Origin of the sequence: Phocaeicola sp. RTP21359st1_B8_RTP21360_211022, assembly GCF_040911965.1 — a bacterium.
Lineage (GTDB): Bacteria > Bacteroidota > Bacteroidia > Bacteroidales > Bacteroidaceae > Phocaeicola > Phocaeicola vulgatus.
The window spans coordinates 25,755-45,535 of the sequence record NZ_JBDFXP010000030.1 but is presented as its reverse complement, the minus strand read 5'-3'; the positions used below and the strand labels follow the sequence as shown (position 1 = coordinate 45,535).

Below are 19,781 nucleotides of genomic sequence, written 5' to 3'. Positions count from 1 at the left end.
ATGTATTTTTGCAATAACATTTTCTTCTATAATCTATGGAAACCACAAATGATAATTTGATAGACAAGCAACTGTATATATCCATGCAACAGGGCAATAAGAAGGCATTTGATACTTTATTCATCAAATATTATGCTATGCTTTGTGCTTTTGCCCGCAGTTTTGTTTCATTAGAAGATGCAGAAGAAGTGGTTCAAGATACCATGTTACAGATATGGGAAAATAGAAAAACAAATCATATAGATTCTTCTGTTCATCATTATTTGTTCAAGGCAGTAAAAAACAAATGTTATACCTTAATGACCAGAAATTCTCTTCGATTCCAAATAGAAAATATACTCACTCCGGACATACAGGAACTATTCGAAGATCCTGATTTTTATATTATAGAAGAATTAACACAAAAAATAGAAAAAGCAATACTTAATCTTCCAGAATCTTATCGGATAGCTTTTGAAATGCACCGTTTCCAAAATAAGACCTATCAGGAAATTGCAGAAGAATTAAACATATCTTCCAAAACGGTAGATTACAGAATTCAACAGGCACTAAAACAATTACGGAAAGAATTAAAAGACTACTTACCCTTACTTCTATTCTTTTTTGCCCCTTAATAGGAACCCGTACATCCTATTATATCCTTATACCCTATCACTTCATAACTGATATGATGATAAGAAGTGTTTCTGCCGGGAATATATGCCTCTCCAAAAGTTGTGTCAATGTTCCCAACGCTTCACTCCGAAACAGAATAGTAGGTTCTTATCTTTCTGATTATGTTCTTCATACAAAACGCTCCTTTTTACAAAAATACAAAATAGGTGCGATAAAATATTACCCTATCCGTCTAAAGACATCTATAACCTAAGAATACAGTAATTTTTCTAACTCTATAGATTTCAAAGAGGCATATTTCTTATACAGATTTACAGAACAAGTTGGAAGACAATATGCTCTCATGCCCTCATTAACGATGATAATCATCTCATTAACAATGCACTATATTATGAGTGTATCATCTTTATGCTCTCATAAATGCCCTCATGCCCTCACTGTGTTTACTTTCTCACACAGACATATATTACTTATTATCAGATAGATACATTAACATTTATCTATTTCCCGAAAATCAAGAAACAGCCGTTTTTCAGGCTTTTTCTCTTCCATGTCATGCCCAATGCAGCCTTTACGGATTTATACCGATAGCACAAAGCATATCTCCCGATTATACGATACAAACATAGGGATGTAGTTACGCAAGGATAGGAACAGGTTTACATCAAAGTTCCTTCATGATTGCTCAACCAAACTACAGGGCCGACGCATTAAAAATTATTGTCCTGCAAAAGTTGTGACAAATAGTTTTCATCCCATCCCGCTTTTAGTCTTTTCAGATTCATACTTCCTTTTGTTGTTTTCTCATTCTTAAGTGTGGTAAGCGCCATCTTTGTTGCCACCGAAAAGTTTCCGGCAGCATTTTTCACCTTTTTACTGTAGTCTTCTCGAAAGGTAACATCCAGTTGCCAATGAAGATTATTCCCAATAGACCAATGCTGCCTGATGGCAGATGCAATCTTCTCAGGTCGGGTATTATCAAGTGAAGTTACATAGTATCTGACCTCTTGAGTATATTCCCCTATTGCGACTATTGTTCTTTCCGACTTTATCCTTACAACAGACTTCAACCCCACAAGTTTCTCCTTGAACATTTTCTCCATTATAGATCCATAACTGACTACAGTACAGTTTCTTTTCTCAATCCTTCCATGTCCGGCATTTTTCCGACACATGCCTGATGACTCTATTGATTATTTCATCTCTATCCTGATAATCATCAATGATTTGTTTAGCCGGTTGATAATTTTTTTCTTATTCTCCTTTATAGCGATAATATAATTTGCATCATGCTCAATAATGGTCTGGGTTATATCTTTCTGGCATCCCATCGCGTCAATTGTAACAATACAACCACTTAGTTCCAAAGAGTTAATCAACAATGGAATAGCTGTAATCTCACTGCTTTTGTCATCTACTTTCACCTGACCTAAAGAAATTCCATTAGCGGCAGACCAGGCGGAAACCATCCATAATTTGAATCCTTCTTTTCCCCTAGTATGTTCTCCATCACATTGGCTTGGACCACGCATGAGCTTGCCATCTATAGCTACAACGCCTTTCACCTCCTGACAGACTTGTTTTCCCAATTACGGAAGATCAACTCAAAATAATCGGGCTTTATCATACTGAAGAATCTGTTAAAAGTATCATGACTGGGGATGAACTCCAGGCTAGGTATGCGACTCTTGAAAAAAGCAATTTTCGCATTGCCAAATTCCTCAATCTCATTCCAGGATTGGGCGCCACAGATTACAGCAGCAATGGATATATAGATAATAGTTTCCATTTTATGGACTTTTTTGCGGTTCATCCTAGGATCTTCTATTTGTTTACAAAGGTCAATTATACCAATTTTCATGTTAGTTTATGTTTTAATATATCTTATAAAGACAAGAAAAACAATCGACATAATCAAATAATAACACATTAATAATCAACAATATAACAAATAAATAACAAGGAATAATATAGTAAAAAATATAATGCATCTGCCATAACCACGGATGTGATTAAGTCTAGTCACCTTTGTGGTTAACTTTAACCACTATTGTGGTTAGACTTAACCACCTAGGTAGATAAGCAATTACAAACATATAAAAAGTAGGAAAAGAAAAGAAATAAGAGACAGGGAAATATGCACACATAGACTACCACCAACTCGATTCACAAGCCATGCAGCTGCTTTATAAGAACGAACGTTAGGGGGTGAATGATGAAAAAGAGTAGGGTATTGTGGCAAAACAACACCGAATTTGAGCAAATTTTGCCTTTGGAGCAGTTTTTCAAATATCACTTTTCTTCTGCTACTTCAGAGAAGAAGGAAGAAGGGAGACCGCTCATGAAGATTTTCAATTACCCGAAAGGACATACGCATAAAAAGAACTATAAATCAACAATATAAATTATTCCAGACGCATTCTCTGCAAGCTGAGCATTCCCCCAAAAGCCAGCAATAAAAGTACTTTGTATCATGCGATAAAGTCTGAATAATTTATTTTTAAGCATCGGTGTTAGTGAGGGCATTGCCCTCACTAACACCGATGCTACCACCACTAATAAGCAGTTCATTATAAATAAGTTATGGCAAAAATGAGGGCATGAGGGCATTTTCGCGTCCAACTTTCTATTATTTTTTGCCATGTTCCAATAAATTTCTTCAGATGAACCCATTTTTGCCTGTTACTGATTATTTCTAATAAGGTATCTCATAAATTATACTTTATCCACATCAACCATCGACATAAATTAAGAAACAAAAGATCATAAAATCCTTTTAGGAGAGAACAAAAGATGAAAAGTTTCTGTATTCCCCTCTGTGACATACCTACTTAAAAACAAAACATTATTCCAAAAGAATTCGCTGAAAATACAGGAAATAAAAAGGAAATCAGTAACTTTGTATGTTATCATTTAAAAACAAAAAAGTATGGGCAATAAGATTTATCCTATCGGTATACAGAATTTTGAAAGTCTCCGCCTGGATGGCTATTTCTATATTGATAAAACAGCATTGATTTATCAATTGGTGAAATCCGGACGCTATTATTTCCTGAGCCGCCCACGCCGCTTCGGAAAAAGCCTGCTTATCTCCACTCTGGAAGCTTATTTCCAAGGGAAAAAGGAACTTTTTCAAGGACTGGCTATGGAAAAACTGGAAAAGGACTGGACAAAATATCCCATACTGCACATTGACCTGAATACACAGAAATATGATAGTCCGCAAAGTTTGGAAAGCAAACTGAACCGTACATTGGTAACCTGGGAAAAGCTATATGGAAGCGAGCCTGCCGAAGATTCCTTGTCCATGCGTTTTGAAGGCACCATTCAGCGCGCTTATGAACAAACAGGCCAACGTGTAGTGATTCTGGTAGACGAATATGACAAGCCCATGTTGCAAGCCATCGGCAATAAAGAATTGCAAAATAGTTTTCGCGAAACACTTAAAGCATTCTACGGAGCATTGAAAAGCAAGGATGGCTGCATCAAATTCGCCATGCTGACAGGAGTAACTAAGTTTGGAAAAGTAAGTGTATTCAGTGATCTGAATAACCTGGATGATATTTCGATGTGGAATGAATATATAGAATTATGTGGCATCAGCGAAAAAGAAATTCATAAGAATTTGGAAACCGAACTTCATGAATTTGCAGATGTACAGAAGATGACCTATGACAGCTTCTGCGAAAAACTAAGACAATATTATGATGGCTATCACTTCACCCACAACTCCATCGGCATGTATAATCCGTTCAGTCTGCTCAATGCTTTCAAGCGCAAGGAATTTGGCAGTTACTGGTTCGAGACGGGGACTCCTACTTACTTGGTGGAACTGCTAAAAAGACATCATTACAATCTGGAACGGATGGCACACGAAGAGACCAATGCCCAAGTGTTGAACAGCATTGATTCGGAGTCAACCAGTCCCATTCCTGTTATCTATCAAAGTGGATATCTTACTATAAAAGGATATGATGAAGAGTTCGGTATCTATCATTTGGGCTTTCCAAACAAAGAAGTGGAAGAAGGGTTCATACAGTTTCTTGTACCTTATTATACCAGCATGAACAACGTTGAATCTCCATTTGAGATATAAAAGTTTGTCCGTGAAATACGTTCCGGCGACTACAATTCTTTCTTCCAACGCCTGCAAAGCTTCTTTGCAGACACTACATACGAGATTATCCGTGAACAGGAACTGCATTACGAGAATGTACTTTTCATCATCTTTAAGCTGGTAGGTTTCTATGTCAAAGTGGAGTATCACACCAGCAGGGGCCGCATAGACCTCGTTTTGCAGACAGACAAGTTTATCTATATAATGGAGTTTAAACTGAACGGAACAGCGGAAGAAGCCTTACAGCAGATTAACGACAAGCATTACGCACTTCCTTTTGAAACAGACGGACGAAGACTGTTTAAAATAGGAGTGAACTTCAGTGCTGAAACACGGAATATTGAAAAATGGATTGTTGAATAATGATTCTGTCATTTCTATTATTTTGAATATTAGTGAAGAATCTGTAAACAATAAAAGAGTTGTTGTAAACAGATTCTTCACTCATGTTCAGGATGATAAGCTATACAATGATATCATCAAACAGATACGAAAATATCCTATCTCATACCATCCACCGGAATCACTTCCTGCATATAAATGGCATCCAGACTCCAAAGGGCGGCATCATTGGTACTGATACTTGTACATTCATCCAAAGGAGCGGGAACTTCCGGCGGAAGAACAGTTTCTATACGGAAAGGTGGAGCCGGAGTATGTTCCAAGCGGGAAAACAAATCAGTCCAAGCCTCTTCCGCCATTTTTGCATTACGGGTATGATAGGCTGCATATCCCAACAAACGGGATATACGGAAACGATTTTTCCTTAACTCCCATGCTTTCTGCTTATAACGGGCGGCAAGATCAAGCCATGCCTCATTCCATTCGGGATAATCAACCATACGGATCATTTCATTCATGACTTCAAAACCTCCCATGATGGTCATCAAATGATTTGTACTTTCTAACTTGGGATCACATTCGCTGGTAATAATCCCTGTAGCCGGATCATAACCTAAAGCCAACGGACCTGTAAAGATACGGTTGGGCAGTGCCACAATACTTTTCATCCCGGCTATAATTTTGTCACGGTAAACCGTATTGCCGGTACGTTCCCATTCAGTCATCCAGTTTCCGGCGTATGCCAACCAGTCGGGACCGATGCGGAGACGTGCAGGTGCCGTACAAGGATACTGACTGCGAGGTTGCGCCAGACGCATGGGGTCCAGCGTGTACAGTTTCTGATCGGCATCTTTTACTTCGGTCATTAAATCACCGCATCGGTCGTCCGTAGTAAGATAATAGTAGAAACGATTCCAGGCAGCCTGACTGATCCGTGCTTCTTTGGCTCCACATCCCCAATGACTGACGTTGTGCCGGCTACCCAATCCTGCATTCGGACCGATATGATACACATCCACTTCCGCCGTATGACGGGTCATAGCTTCTGCCATGCGCCAGATATCAGCACGTCCGGTACGCAGGAAATTATACCATAGCCACATATTAGAAGCCAGTTCCGTGTTATCCCATGCAAAACCTCCGATGTCATAACGCCAGGTATGGCGGACAGGATCGTATGCATGCATCACATCCCCATAATTCCAGAAACCATACCATTTATTTTGTTCTATCGCTTTTTGATAGAAGCTGATATAAGCATCCAGCCTGTCTTCCACCCGGGCACGGAAAGGAGTACTACGATCGGGAAGGCTCCAAACACCAAATGCCTGCTTGGCATGCAAATAGTCAGGTACAGGCATCAGCACTCCCGGTCCGGCAAGTTGTTTAGCTTGTTCTGCAAAAGCTTTCTTTCCGCTATAACCACCCTGAGGTATCAAGGTAAGAGTCGTTGTACGGGCAATCCCGTAAGGGGTGCTCATTCCTTCTTGCACATCTTCGTAACTGGCATTCAAGTCATGGGCCACATTATCATAATGGCGCAAGTCCATCGGTTCAGCATCCGGACTCCATATCCATGCGGTAAGAGCAGCCACCGGAGTTTTTGCATCCGAGATTTCAATAGAAGACGGATAAGACTGCCAGAAATCATGCAACTCAAGCCCCATGCCTCCGGTTATATCTCCGGCAAAGGCATAACCCTCACTACGTGTACCGGAAAAAGTACCTATCCAAGGATTATTGTCATTGGCACGTTTACGGATTGAAAATGCATCCGCTGTCAGTTGGGACAGACGATAACTGTCCCAAGAAGCCCAATGATCAAGCAAAGCACGGTTCTTTTCGTCAAAAGCTTCATAAGAAGGAATGCGTTTTCCTTCCATCTGCTGTTGCTGTAATGAAGATTCTCCATTTCCGGTTTTACCCAATGTAAGTATGCGTCGTCCCACCAAAGGCTGAACGGGCTCGCTCCAGACTCCACCATCGGCACAAGAGAAAGCTACATGGCGATTGTATAAAGCCTCACGCATAGGAACGTCAAAACGAACTCCCAAGGCGCGAATGAAATCTTTGTTCTGATCTCCGTCATATACAAAGCTATGCACCATTTTCACTTGCTCACTGCCACCATAAAAATAAAGCCGTACCACAAAGGGCAACCACTCACGACCATTCGGACTTTTGTGTACCCCTTCCAATTTAACAAGCGCACGCACAGAACCGGCACGCTCTACAGTCACAGATTTCAGTTCTCCTATATAATTAGTGAAAGAAACTTGAGAAGTACTTTCAAGTACCGGTTCGCTTTGCGTATGGCAGATAAGCCTAGCCTTTTCTCCTACTTTCACACCTTTATATAACAGACTATCTATCAAAAATTCGCCTTGACGAGGTATATATGCTGAAATGACTCCGGTAGAAATATGAATACCCTGTGATGTTTCTGCCACAGAAACGGACTTCTTTTTATCTGTATCCGGCAGTTTGGATTTCGCTTTAGATTTCTTTACCGCCTTTTCCAGAGTCAGTTTTTCTGTTCCGGCAGGAATAACTCCAGCTATTCCTCCCCACTTTACAGAACCATCTGGCCAATAAGCCAAAGTCCAGGTATCAATAGGAATATCCTCACCACTTTCTGCAGATAGCCGTAACTTGTTTTCCGGAAAAACTTCCCCTTTATCAAAAGGCACTCCGAAACTTACGACCTTATCCTGCCGGGGAGTCTCACCAATCCATTGCAAGGGAACAGCAGTCGCCTCTTGCGATGAGCATTCATAACTGAAATTTGTAATACGAGTACGCGACAAAGTGGTACGAAAACCAAACCAGCCTTCCCGTAACGGTTCAGCATCCCTGAAGTCCACCAAGCGCTCACCGTCTATGTAATAACTAACCCTATTGTTCTCGTTGGTAATCTTGATGTGATACCAATGATTCGGCTTCAGCAAATGTCCGGCATCCGTATATTCCTTTAGAATAGCAGGACGGGCTTTAGGATTTGTAATACCCGACTCATCCCCATCATAACGACGGAAACGTGTAGTAGAGTTATGATTGCCACCATATCCCAAATAGTAAAGCTGTAAAGAATAACAATTCAAAAATATACCGCTACGCCATTTTTCGCGCTTCCATAAATTATCGGGATATTGAGGGTCTGATGCCATCCAGAAGCAGTTCAAATCACTCAGACGATCTCCATCCGACTCCACCACCACACATGCATCATATTCAATGGTCACTTTTCCACTCATCTTCTCTTTTCTCCAAAGAGTCAATCCTTTGGGAGATACTATTTCAGCGGTATCTCCCTGAAACGTCACTTTATAATCAGGCGATTCCGATTCAACCTTCCAGTATTTAGTAAACTGACGGGAATTTAAACCGGAAACCCTATTATCCTGTGCCTTTGACGTAAAGACAACTAATAGAAATAAAAACAGAAACAGATTTTTCATACGATGTTGTTTTGTTTTCATTTACTTTAAAAAGTCTTTTAACGGACAGTCCGTAGCTTTCAGCCCGTCAGCAATACTCCGGGCATTCATACGGGCACCTTTCAAAGAGGTATGGGTATGGTCATGATTGAAATACGTTCCTACTACACGCAAACCTTGATTGTATCCCATATCCTGGAGCTTGTCTCCTGATATTTTATTCAAATCTATAAAATAAGCCCCGGCCGCTTCTGCCGCTTCACGCGTCCATTTACCAAAAGAACTGGTATTGCGCTCTATCTCACCATTATCAAACTTATTGCGGGGTGTATGACTCAGGACAATAGGAACAGCTCCCTTTTCTTTTACATCCATAATAAACTTACGCAAATACCAGCCGAAAGAATAAACCACTTGATAGCTGCCGGTTTTCTCCATTTTGAAGACCTTGCTTTCATTTCCTGAACCGGGTAATTCCGCACGCGCTTTCCCTGTGTTTATGTCACCTGCATCATTATGTCCGAATTGTATCAAAACAAAATCTCCCGGCTGAAGTGCATGATAGATTTTATCCCAACGCCCTTCATCTAAATAAGTACGCGCACTGCGGCCCGCTTTCGCATGATTCTCTACAGAGATCCTTTCCGTGTCAAACAGTTCGTGAATAACACTTCCCCATCCCCACATACCCTTTTCATCTTTATCGGCATTCTTCACAGTACTGTCTCCCACCGTAAACAATACAGGATTCCCCTTTTTACGGGTAGCCCCCGTAACCGTATCTTTTTCTACCGGTTTCAAATAACGAGCCAGTTCCAACCCTTTATAATTACGGATTCCTTCGGCTGCTGATTCTGCATTGACACGTGCGCCAAAAGCACTTGTGTGAATGCGGTCCAGATAGAACATATACTTTACTTTTTCTTTGCCGAATTTCTCAAATTTGCGTGCCGAGATATCATTCAGATCAATAAAAGGAACTCTCGCTTTTTTAGCTACCTGCTTCGCCCATAATCCAAATGTCTGATTTACCCGGGTAATAATAGTGCTGTCTGCATCTTCCCAAGCGTTGCGAGGAGTCAGGGACATCAAAATAGGATGAGCGCCTTTTTTCTTCACATCATGAATAAAACGACGCATATATTCCCCATACGTATATACGGTCTCTTTTGCTCCTGTCTCTTTAATAGTCACATTCAGACTGTCTTTGCCAATTCCCGGAATAGAGGCACGGGCACGGCCACTATCGTACGGACCATTGTCATTATGTCCCAATTCTATGATAACCCAGTCACCTTTACGAACTCCTTTCAAGACATCAGGCCATAACCGGTTATAAAAAGTACGGCTGCTGGTTCCTCCCAATGCGTGATTTTCAACGGTTATCTTATTTTCATCAAAATACTCGTGTTCAAAATATCCCCATCCCCATTGACCGTTATTTCCATTGCCCAACGTACCGGTACGCATCGTTGAATTTCCAACAAGGAACAACACCGGATTATCCCCTTTCCGGCTGGAACCTGAAACAGGACGGGCGGAACGCGCCACATTCAAACTATCAAGTGTATTATCAACGACTTGATTCACATCCTTCATCGGAGCAGCTATTTTATTTTGAGCATGTGCTCCCAATCCTACTCCGGCAGCTAACAAAAAGCATAAACAAAGTTTGTTTCCTTTCATGACATTTATAGTGTTTTTCTTTTATTGCATTTCAAATTTCTCACAAAAATAAGATGAACGAACAAACCGGAGAATAGAAATTCATTCATTTTCCTGTTTATTCGTTCAACCAATAGTACATATATCCTAATCAGAGTAGCGACAAGGCTAGAAACTAGGGTGCGGCGGTTGGTTATACGCTACATTCTGCCAAGCTATCGCCAACCTGTACTGACGGTCATTCATCCATGTGGCACGTCTGTCCACAGCCGGTATGGTAGTAGAATAAATACGTAATTCCGTCTGGTCTTCGGAAGGCCAAATGACCTCTTCTCGCCAATCTCCTAAAATATCACCCGACAAACACGGATTACCTTTTGTTCCATTATTGGAAACAACTCCCTCGGCTTTCAATAATAAATCTGTACTTTCCGCATTCCAATTCCATTTACTGATGGAAACATGATCCAGTAATTCCGCTAAGGGATCAGCGTCCCAATAAATGGTAAAATTACAGGAGTCAGGCTTTCTATTACTGATTATTTCTCCGGTATCCCCTCTTCTCAAACCTCCTATATTGCACCAACACTCTGCTCCATCATAACGCGGATCAATATCAGCAGCTACTCCACGACCGGCATCTTGTCCCAAACCATCCTGCCAGATAATTTCTCCGGTCGCTCCATCAAACATAGCTACGGCAGGAGTACGCTTTACAATTTCATTATCGCCTTCATTTTCATGCACGCCAAAAACCTGCATACCTTGACGGGAAGGAATAAAACGTCCGGCATGTAAAGCATCACCGTGACGCAAGCCCGTAGTAAACAGTCCTTTACCATCATGGTCTACAGTCATAGCCCCCACACAGATTTCATCACAACCATCACCATCAAAATCCGCTACGGTCACACTATGATTTCCCATGCCCGAATAGGCCTCCCACCCCGGTGCCGCACTATCAAAAGTCCATGTATGTTTCAATGCCCCGTTTGTAAAAGTCCATGCAGCCACCACCGTCCGTCCGTACCATCCTCTTACCATGATAGGTGAAGGCGTTTTTCCATCCAGAAAAGCTACTCCAGCTGTAAAACGGTCTGAACGACCACCAGTATTATCATTACCACAATTGCCACCGACACCTCCCCAACCATCCAAGGGATAACGGGTTGGAATATATTCTTTCGAATCCAGTTCTTTTCCGGTACGTCCCTCAAAAACCGTGAGGTATTCCGGGCCATTTACTATCTTACCATACGTAGGACTTTTTTTATCCCATGTCCTCCAGTCGGCTTGGGCATCTCCTATCCGATGTCCCAGCCCATCGACAGTACCATCTCCTGTCTTACAACAGATTTCCGCACATCCATCTCCATCAAAATCAAAAACCAAGAAATTAGTAGTGGCTGCTCCGGAACGTACATTCGGTCCCAAATCAATACGCCACAATCTTCTTCCATCCATTTTATATGCGTCCAAATAGGTATTACCGGTAAAGCCACGTTGTGGCGGTCGCTTTGAATTAGAAGGAGACCATTTTAAAATAATCTCATACTCTCCATCACCATCCAGATCACCTACACTACAATCATTAGCTGTATAAGTGAATGATTCACCTGCTATTTCTCCGTCCTCCGGTTTACAAACAGGAATACTTAAATAAGGATTCCGTTTCTCTCCCTTCAAACGGGTCCAGGTAGCGACTTCCCCGGTAGTTGCTTTTAAAGTCCAACGATTATCCACCGTATAATCAACCGTACGGTCTAAAAAATCGGAAGTCCGATCTATCGGTTCTTTATTTAATTTTACCTCCGCACCTCCACCGGAACTACGGTATAAATCAAATTGTAATCCGGCTGCATCCTCCAAGGTCATGCGCCAGCTAAAATACATTCCTTCCTCTGTAGGAATTCCAATCAATCCTCTTGAAAGCTTTTCTCCACTATAAGGTTGGGAGAAAGCGAATATGCTTCCGACAAGCAGAAGCATATTCATCATAACCCAATGTTTCATCTAACAATTTATAAAACCTTAATACAAGCGGGGAGTTTCCCCGCCTATCTACTTAAAAAAGAAACTCCTGTCTATCAATCTTTACCTCTAAAAAATATCCACATCTCTATTGCCACAAATTCTCTTTAAACTCAATTTCAACAATGCGTAACTCGTGATTGGTTTTATCGCCATTTTTTGCCTTAAACAAATCCAATTCACCCGCAGCAGGCGCAGCAACCTCTACAATTTGTCCGAAACCGTCACCTTCCTTGCTGGCACCTTTCAAACGAATGGTTATCTCATTTGTCAATACAGGTTTTACATTCAGGTGGATATATCCCAAACTCTTTTCAGTCTCACCACTCCAAATCAGTTCATCACCTGCATATATTTCCAAAGGATAGCTACGCAAACGCCAACCGGTAAGTTTCATGCAAATTTCATCCACACGGGCCGCACGTTCCAAACTATAAGTTATCCATGCACTGTTCAGTCTGCCATCATTCTTCCATTCACTCAATTCATTATCATCGAAACTTTTTATCGTTTCATCCTGGTTGGCTCCGGCAACCGCCGATAAGATATTCACATCGACTTTCGTATCTTTGTAAGAAGGAGTCAACGGAGTTTCTCCACGGGTCAGCCTGCCCTCCAGTTCATCTCCCGGAATATAGTTACTCAAGCCATTCTTCACTTCAACCGGTGCGGAAGAAAGACTGATTTCGGCAGATTGCAATCCATCAGCCTTGGCTGTTATACGAACTGCTCCCGGAGTCGTAAGAGAGCGTATCAAAGCCCGGTTGATTCCACATTCTACAGGCAAATCTTTTGAAAGAATATAATTATCTTTGCCCTGTGCTATTCCACCACGCCATTCAGCCGGTCCCTCTACGTCAAAATGTATCAGATCATTAGCCAGCGGGCAACGTCTGCCATCTTTATCCATCACTTCCACTTGAAGCAATACCATATCAGCTCCATCCGCTTTCCAGCCTTTAGGACTTTGAATCACACTAAGTTTAATCTGTTCCGGCTTGCCGGCAGTCTGCAATTCAGCGCGGCAACATTCTTTTCCATTCTTATCATACCCTACAGCTTCCAACTTGCCCGGAACAAATGCCACATCTTTGAAAGTATACAAGAAATGATAATCTCTTTGACCGTTTCCTAAAGATTTACCATTCAGGAACAATTCCACTTTTTCTGCACTGGATACCACATAAACAGGTTTAACCACATCTTCTTTATAGTTCCAATGACCAACGATATGAATACGGGGATTCTCTATATCCACCCATCCGTCCCACATCACCTGATGTGCATAGAAAGGATCTTTAGGGATACGCATGGCATCTGTCACACCACTACGACGATAATTCTCCACACCACGATAATGTGTATTCGTATCCGAGAAGATGATTTTCACACCTCCTGAGCTGACACGGTCACCTGTACCCGGGCGTTCACGCCAATAATCAAACCAACGAATCACATTCTCAATAGTAAAGGAATCCTGATTGTGATTATAAGCACGGGCATCCACCTTTTTCTGGACCTTATTAGTCATTGCAGAACGGAATGAATTATTTCCTTCCCCATTTTTATGATATGGATAAGAATATTCATCCCAATATTTGCGCAGACCTTCATCACGGCAGTATTCCATGGCCCACATCGGATGATGTTTGCTCTTATTGATATAAAGCATCTCGCCACCATATTCGGCTTCACGAATATCAAGCATTTCACGGGAACCGATGGCACGGCCTCCATGAGGGTCATACTTATCACGAATCGCTTTCATTTCTATCATGTGTTCACGACTGATTGATTCGTTTCCACATTCATAGAATAAAATACTCGGATTATTACGGTTGTAAATAATGGCATCACGCATCAATTCTGTACGTTGTTCCCATTGACGGCCTTCACGGTCCTTTTCTGCATCACCGGCCTGCATCGCCTGAATCAATCCGACACGGTCACACGATTCAATATCCTGCTTCCAAGGGGTGATATGCATCCAACGAACCAAGTTGGCATTATCTTCCACCATCAGACCGTTGCTATAATCACTCAGCCATGCAGGAACACTCATACCGACTCCCGGCCATTCATTACTGGTACGCTGTGCAAAACCTTTCATCTGAATCACCCGGTCATTCAACCAAATCATTCCTTTGCCGAAACGAGTTTTACGGAAACCGGTACGGGTAGCCACTTCATCTACTTTTCTGCCATCCACCCATAAACTGGTTTTTACTGTGTACAAATATCCGTATCCCCAACTCCAGAAATGAAGTCCGTCTATTTCTGCTGAAGCTTCCAAAGTCGCAGTTTCACCCGGTTTTACTACCGTCTGAGTACCCTCAAAACTTTTTATGCTTTTCCCGTCACGATCAAACACTTCAACCTTATAAGCGACTTTCTTATCCCGATTATATTCATTTTTTATTTCAGACTCCGCATGAACCACAGCCTTACGAGACTTCACACGGATATCTTCCGCATAGATATAGACACCGGTCGTTTTTAAATTACTATACAAGGGAAGTGTCTGATAAAGTTTATCAGTAACATGAAGCCATACATTCTTTGGTATACCTCCATAATTGGCGTTGAAATTACGGTCACTCCATTGATATTTGGTGCCGGTAGCACGTTCCTTATAATTCCAATTGTTATCAATGCGGACCGCCATTACATTCTCTTGTCCATATTTAATATAAGGAGTCAAATCGAAACCTACAGCCATCGCACCATTTTCATGCAAGCCGATATATTCGCCATTGATATAAAAATCAGCTCCTTGACGAACCCCTTCAAATTCAACAAAGACTTTTTTGTTCTTGCTATCGGCAGGCAGACGGAAATGTTTACGATACCACATCACAGTATCTGTCAGTTGTTCTATACTCAAACGAAAAGCTTCATCTTCATTAAAAGGACGGGGTAATGTTACTTTCTTCCAATCCGTATCCTGGAAACGTACCTCTTTGGCTTCCGGTGTATCGCCAACATAAAGTAACCATTCAGAATTAAAATTGTATTTATCACGGACAGATGATGCTGCCGCAATCTGACTTATTCCTATAAAAGTCAATAAAAATAAAAGAATTTTGTTTCTCATAGCTATCTCAAATTGTTTGTTGCAAAACTAGCATAAAGTCCTCTTGCCTACCATAGAATAAGATACATTTATATAGAAATTCGTTCAAAACGAAATTTCAGGGTATTCATGTTGCGCATATTCACATATTGCATTAATACTCAACATATTACACAAACACCCTGAAACATTTATTCTATAGGTTGCAACATCAGGACTATATAATTCATTGCTTCACCATAGCCGGAGTCAACGTTACAGGTCCCAATAGCCCTGAAGATTTTGGTTCCCAATCAGAAGCATCAAAGATACCATTTTTCACATTTTCCTTTTTTCTTGCAGACATATTTACATTATAGAAAATCTTCCAGTCCACTCCCTTCTTATCCATATAAGCAATTCGATTCGCCATAGAGTTGGCTACTCTGACAACTAACTCATCCTGTCCTTTGAATTTTTCAGCAGGGATATACAATTGATAAGGAGAGTCAATCACTGTACCGATATAATCTCCATTCAAATAGACAGATGCATTTTCCGCTACAGAGCCAAGATCCAATTTGATCACATCCGCTACAGGCACCTTATTTATAGTAGTCGTATAAACGGCTGTTCCAGAAAAAGATTTATATTCATCCCCTACAAAATCAGTCCATGAGCCCAAACTGTCAACCGTTATAGAAGCAGGAAGTTGAGGACCTCCTTGAACAAAAGAAACAGTCCAACTGCCGGAAACAGGATTTGGCTCACCTGCATTTTGATAATAAGCATAGGCATCTCCTGTAAAATTCTGACTGGAAGTTGATACAATGACAGTTTCACCCGGATTCAATTCCAGGTAAACATCTGTTTGCCCGTCATTGCGTTTCATAGCAGCCAAACCACTGGCACCAGTCATCGGATTGAAAATCGCCGCACTCCGAGCTTCTGTACGAAGTGGAATCCAATCCTCTATTTTACGGTCACTACTATTTTCTATAAAGTAATATTTTCCCGTCGCACTATTTCTTCGGATACATTGCAGACCTGCCTGATACATTTTCTCGGCACCCACATTCGCCTCATTCATCAGAGCATTAATATCATCTGACAAACAAATCTTCCCCTTACCTACACGAGCACATTTAACAGCACCTTCAGCATGAAAGTCCAGAGCATCCAGCATTTCTTTAAAATGAGCCTGTTTCTCTTCCGAAAGAATCATTCCGGCCATATCTTGAGGAATTCCCTTATGAAACACAACGGTAGCACCTTCATCAGCCAAAGCCATCAGTTTTTCCATTGTTTCATAAGGAATATATTGCGCCGCCGAAACAAGAACGGTTTTATATGCGGCACCGGGCGTTACAATCATTTCTTTCTCAATATTAGTTTTAAGAAGTTGCTTGTCAGAAATCATATCCCACGCATAACCATTCTCTGTTAAAGTTACCGCACTTTCTCTGACCGAAGATTCCAACATATTACGATCCAATCCGCTAAAATGCTGAAGACTTCTGTTCCCTTGTTCAGACATCACATCGGCTATGTTATAGTATAAAAGAACATCATTATCAGGAGTGCCATCCTGTAAAAATGACTGCACGCGAGTAACATACTGATTCAAATATTTAAAATCCTCCCAAAACGGATTATTCGGATGAAAATGGACTGCCGCATAAAATAACCATCCCGGCCAAGGAGCCTCCTGCGGACTGAAACAAGTGCCATGATAAAAAATATGATTCACCCCACCCAAAAAGAAAAGATCAAGTGCTTTCTTTACATCTCCCAGATTCGATTGGAAATGTTCATCCAGCCAAGTCGCACTTTCCGAAGATGAGAGTTTCTTTCCTTCCGTATGGGCTACAGACGGAGCCGCTTTTATACTGACCAAATCACGCCCTTCTATTTCGGGCACATCACTCACTGCATACAAATCCAGAATATTGGCAGGAGAACCATGAGCCTGATTCCTTATACCCTTTCCTTGTTTTGCCGCCCAATGTTGCCAACGAATGGAATAATGATTTATCAATAAATCGTTTATGGTTTGTCTATAATCATACAACACCCTTGCATTCTTGTCCGGTGTATCCATACCTAACAATGCGGGTAAATGCTGACGCAAGTCATATCCTCTATATTTTTGGAATTCGTCAAAAAAAGCAGGAGTCCAATTCGACTCGCCTCTTGCATCGTCCACTTCATAAGAGTCATTAAAATAATACCTCAGATAACTGATATCCTTTCCTTTAAAAGCCTCATCGAATTTACTGAGATAATGATCAATGGCCGAAGCTGAAAAATGATCTATCACATCACCTTCACCACCAGGTCCTGCACGTTCTACCATTTTTCCATGATGACCTTGGAACAGAGCGCAAATAGTCCAGTCACCTTGAGGAGCCGTCCAGTCCAATGTACCATCCGGCTTTATTTTTGAAGTCAAGTCAAGACATTCACCTTTATCACTATTAGCAGTCACTATAATCAAAGGAAGTTCCTTTTTATATCGTACCTGATCCAATGCCAATGTCTGTAAATCAGCATTCGCACTGACCGGTTCTTTCAAATCCGCCAGTTTTACCGGAGTATGCCCTGCCAATCTGACAAAGCCTTCTTCCTTATATCGGACAGGTTCACCTAATTGTTCGCCTTCTTTCAATTGATAAGTTTTATAACCCACCGTCTTGCACGCATCTTCGGGAGTAACCCAAGGTCCTCCAAACGGCCATCCCGAAGCATTAGCCAAATCAATTCCTAACCCCAACTGCTTTGCTTCCTGCAAAGTATACAGAAACAAATCAACCCATTCCGAAGAAAGAAAATCTTTAAAGCGGTCCTCATAACCATGTATTCCATAAATAGGAGTGATCTCTAATCCACCCAGATTTGCCTCCTGGTACTTACGCATAACCGTATCCAAGTCAGTAGTCCTGACCGCATTGCCTTCCCACCACCATCGCGTCCAAGGCTTGGTCTCGTTAGTCACTTGCGGCCATTCAATCTTCTGATTCTGTGTACAAGCCAAACAGCCACAAACTGCAAAAAGTACATAACAGAACTTACTGCATTTCTTTAAAAATAAGGATTGCTTCATAAATCTTACTTGTTTAAAAATGGAAACGGGCATTTTCAACACGTTGAGCACCTATCATATTCTTTAATTTCCTTGCCACATCAGGATATTGCTTTATCACATTAGTAGTTTCTGCCGGATCTGTATAAATGTTATACAATTCTTCATAAGTTTTAGACGAATCACTAACTTCCAGTCTCACCAACTTCCAACCATCAGGTGTCATAATAGATTGCTTTCCTCCAAATTCAAAGAACTCATAATAAATACAATCATGCTCCTTCTGAGTACCTTTTCCCGTAAGAGTAGGCAAATAAGATATACCATCAATATTTTGAGGAATATCCGCCTGCACCAATTCACCTATAGTAGGCAAAAAATCCCAAAATGCAGAAATATGATTGGTAACTACCCCTTGTGGAATAACTCCCGGCCATTGAATGACGAACGGAGTACGGATACCTCCTTCATATAAATCTCTTTTCTGGCCTCTGAACGGACCATTACTGTCAAAATAAGATGGATCGTGCCCTCCCTCCGAATGGACTCCATTATCGGAAGTAAAAACAATGATCGTATGATCATACAAACCTTTCTCTTTCAACTCTTTAATAATCAAACCCACACTTTTATCCAAATAAGTAACCATCGCCGCATACGCCGCACGCGGAGTTTGCTGCGATTTATAACCGTCTCTGCTTCCTCCAAAAGGAGTTTCACAAAATTCCCCCTCATACTCCGTCATCGCTTCCCCCATTATATCAAGATCCGCATGGGGTATGGTCGGTGAAAAATAAAGGAAGAAAGGTTTCTGCGCATTTTCATCAATAAAATTCAAAGCCTTTTCCAACATCAAGTCATGCGAATAATATTTCCCATCCAGCATAATCTTCTGCTCATTCTCATGCAAAAACTCAGGGTAATAACTATGAGCAAAACGTTGCCCCAGATAACCGTAGAAATAATCAAAACCATGTTTGCCGGGCATACCTTCCGTACCCGGTCCTCCCATTCCCCATTTGCCTACACATCCGGTAACATAATTCTTTGTTTTAAAAATATCGGCTACGGTAACTTCACCGGCAGGAAGCGGAGTTTCATATAACAATCCATCCGAACCTGCCACTTTTGCATTTCCTCTGATTGCGGCATGTCCCATATGCTTTCCTGTAATCAGAGCACAACGGGACGGAGCACTGACCGTAGAACCGGAATAATGCTGCATAAACTTCATCCCGTTCTGAGCTATCCCATCAATATTCGGTGTCTTAATCTGACGCTGACCATAGCATCCCAAATCACCTATTCCCAAATCATCCGCCATAATATAAATAACATTGGGCGATTTCTCTGCCGTTGTAGTCTGGGCCATCGTAAGCCCTGAAGACAACAAAGCTGCGGAAAATAATATCTTACGTGTATTTTTCATATCCAACCTTA

8 protein-coding genes and 2 pseudogenes are annotated in these 19,781 nt (G+C 41.3%); 2 read left to right on the top strand and 8 right to left on the bottom strand.

What is annotated here, in order from left to right; genetic code table 11:
* Window positions 1–35: 35 nt before the first annotated feature.
* Window positions 36–614, top strand: a complete 579-nt coding sequence (locus AB5062_RS15185; protein WP_032953553.1) for an RNA polymerase sigma-70 factor — start codon at window positions 36–38, stop codon at window positions 612–614.
* 711 nt (window positions 615–1,325) lie between these two features.
* Here the strand turns inward: AB5062_RS15185 and AB5062_RS15180 are convergent.
* A pseudogene (locus AB5062_RS15180) lies at window positions 1,326–2,147 on the bottom strand (ISAs1 family transposase).
* 29 nt (window positions 2,148–2,176) lie between these two features.
* Window positions 2,177–2,404, bottom strand: coding sequence for a transposase family protein (locus AB5062_RS15175; RefSeq protein WP_229533075.1), 228 nt, complete (start codon window positions 2,402–2,404; stop codon window positions 2,177–2,179).
* Window positions 2,405–3,544: 1,140 nt separating this feature from the next.
* Between AB5062_RS15175 and AB5062_RS15170 the strand changes: the two are divergent.
* A pseudogene (locus AB5062_RS15170) lies at window positions 3,545–5,095 on the top strand (ATP-binding protein).
* 137 nt (window positions 5,096–5,232) lie between these two features.
* On the opposite strand, the gene AB5062_RS15165 reads toward AB5062_RS15170, so the two are convergent.
* The 6 genes from AB5062_RS15165 to AB5062_RS15140 all read right to left on the bottom strand — a co-directional run bounded on the left by AB5062_RS15165 (window position 5,233) and on the right by AB5062_RS15140 (window position 19,770).
* A complete protein-coding gene (locus tag AB5062_RS15165; protein WP_032953563.1) occupies window positions 5,233–8,532 on the bottom strand; it encodes a DUF6250 domain-containing protein in 3,300 nt (1,099 codons plus the stop codon).
* Window positions 8,533–8,553: 21 nt separating this feature from the next.
* Entirely contained in the window at window positions 8,554–10,197 is a 1,644-nt protein-coding gene (locus tag AB5062_RS15160) for a rhamnogalacturonan acetylesterase (protein WP_005845717.1), read from the bottom strand.
* 147 nt (window positions 10,198–10,344) lie between these two features.
* A complete protein-coding gene (locus AB5062_RS15155; RefSeq protein WP_005845719.1) occupies window positions 10,345–12,189 on the bottom strand; it encodes a rhamnogalacturonan lyase in 1,845 nt (614 codons plus the stop codon).
* Window positions 12,190–12,295: 106 nt separating this feature from the next.
* On the bottom strand, window positions 12,296–15,301 hold the full coding sequence (locus AB5062_RS15150; RefSeq protein WP_011964646.1) for a DUF4982 domain-containing protein: 3,006 nt from the start codon (window positions 15,299–15,301) through the stop codon (window positions 12,296–12,298).
* A gap of 205 nt (window positions 15,302–15,506) precedes the next feature.
* Entirely contained in the window at window positions 15,507–18,362 is a 2,856-nt protein-coding gene (locus AB5062_RS15145) for a glycosyl hydrolase (protein WP_032953557.1), read from the bottom strand.
* A gap of 13 nt (window positions 18,363–18,375) precedes the next feature.
* Window positions 18,376–19,770, bottom strand: coding sequence for an arylsulfatase (locus AB5062_RS15140; RefSeq protein ID WP_032953558.1), 1,395 nt, complete (start codon window positions 19,768–19,770; stop codon window positions 18,376–18,378).
* Between the last annotated feature and the right edge of the window lie 11 nt (window positions 19,771–19,781).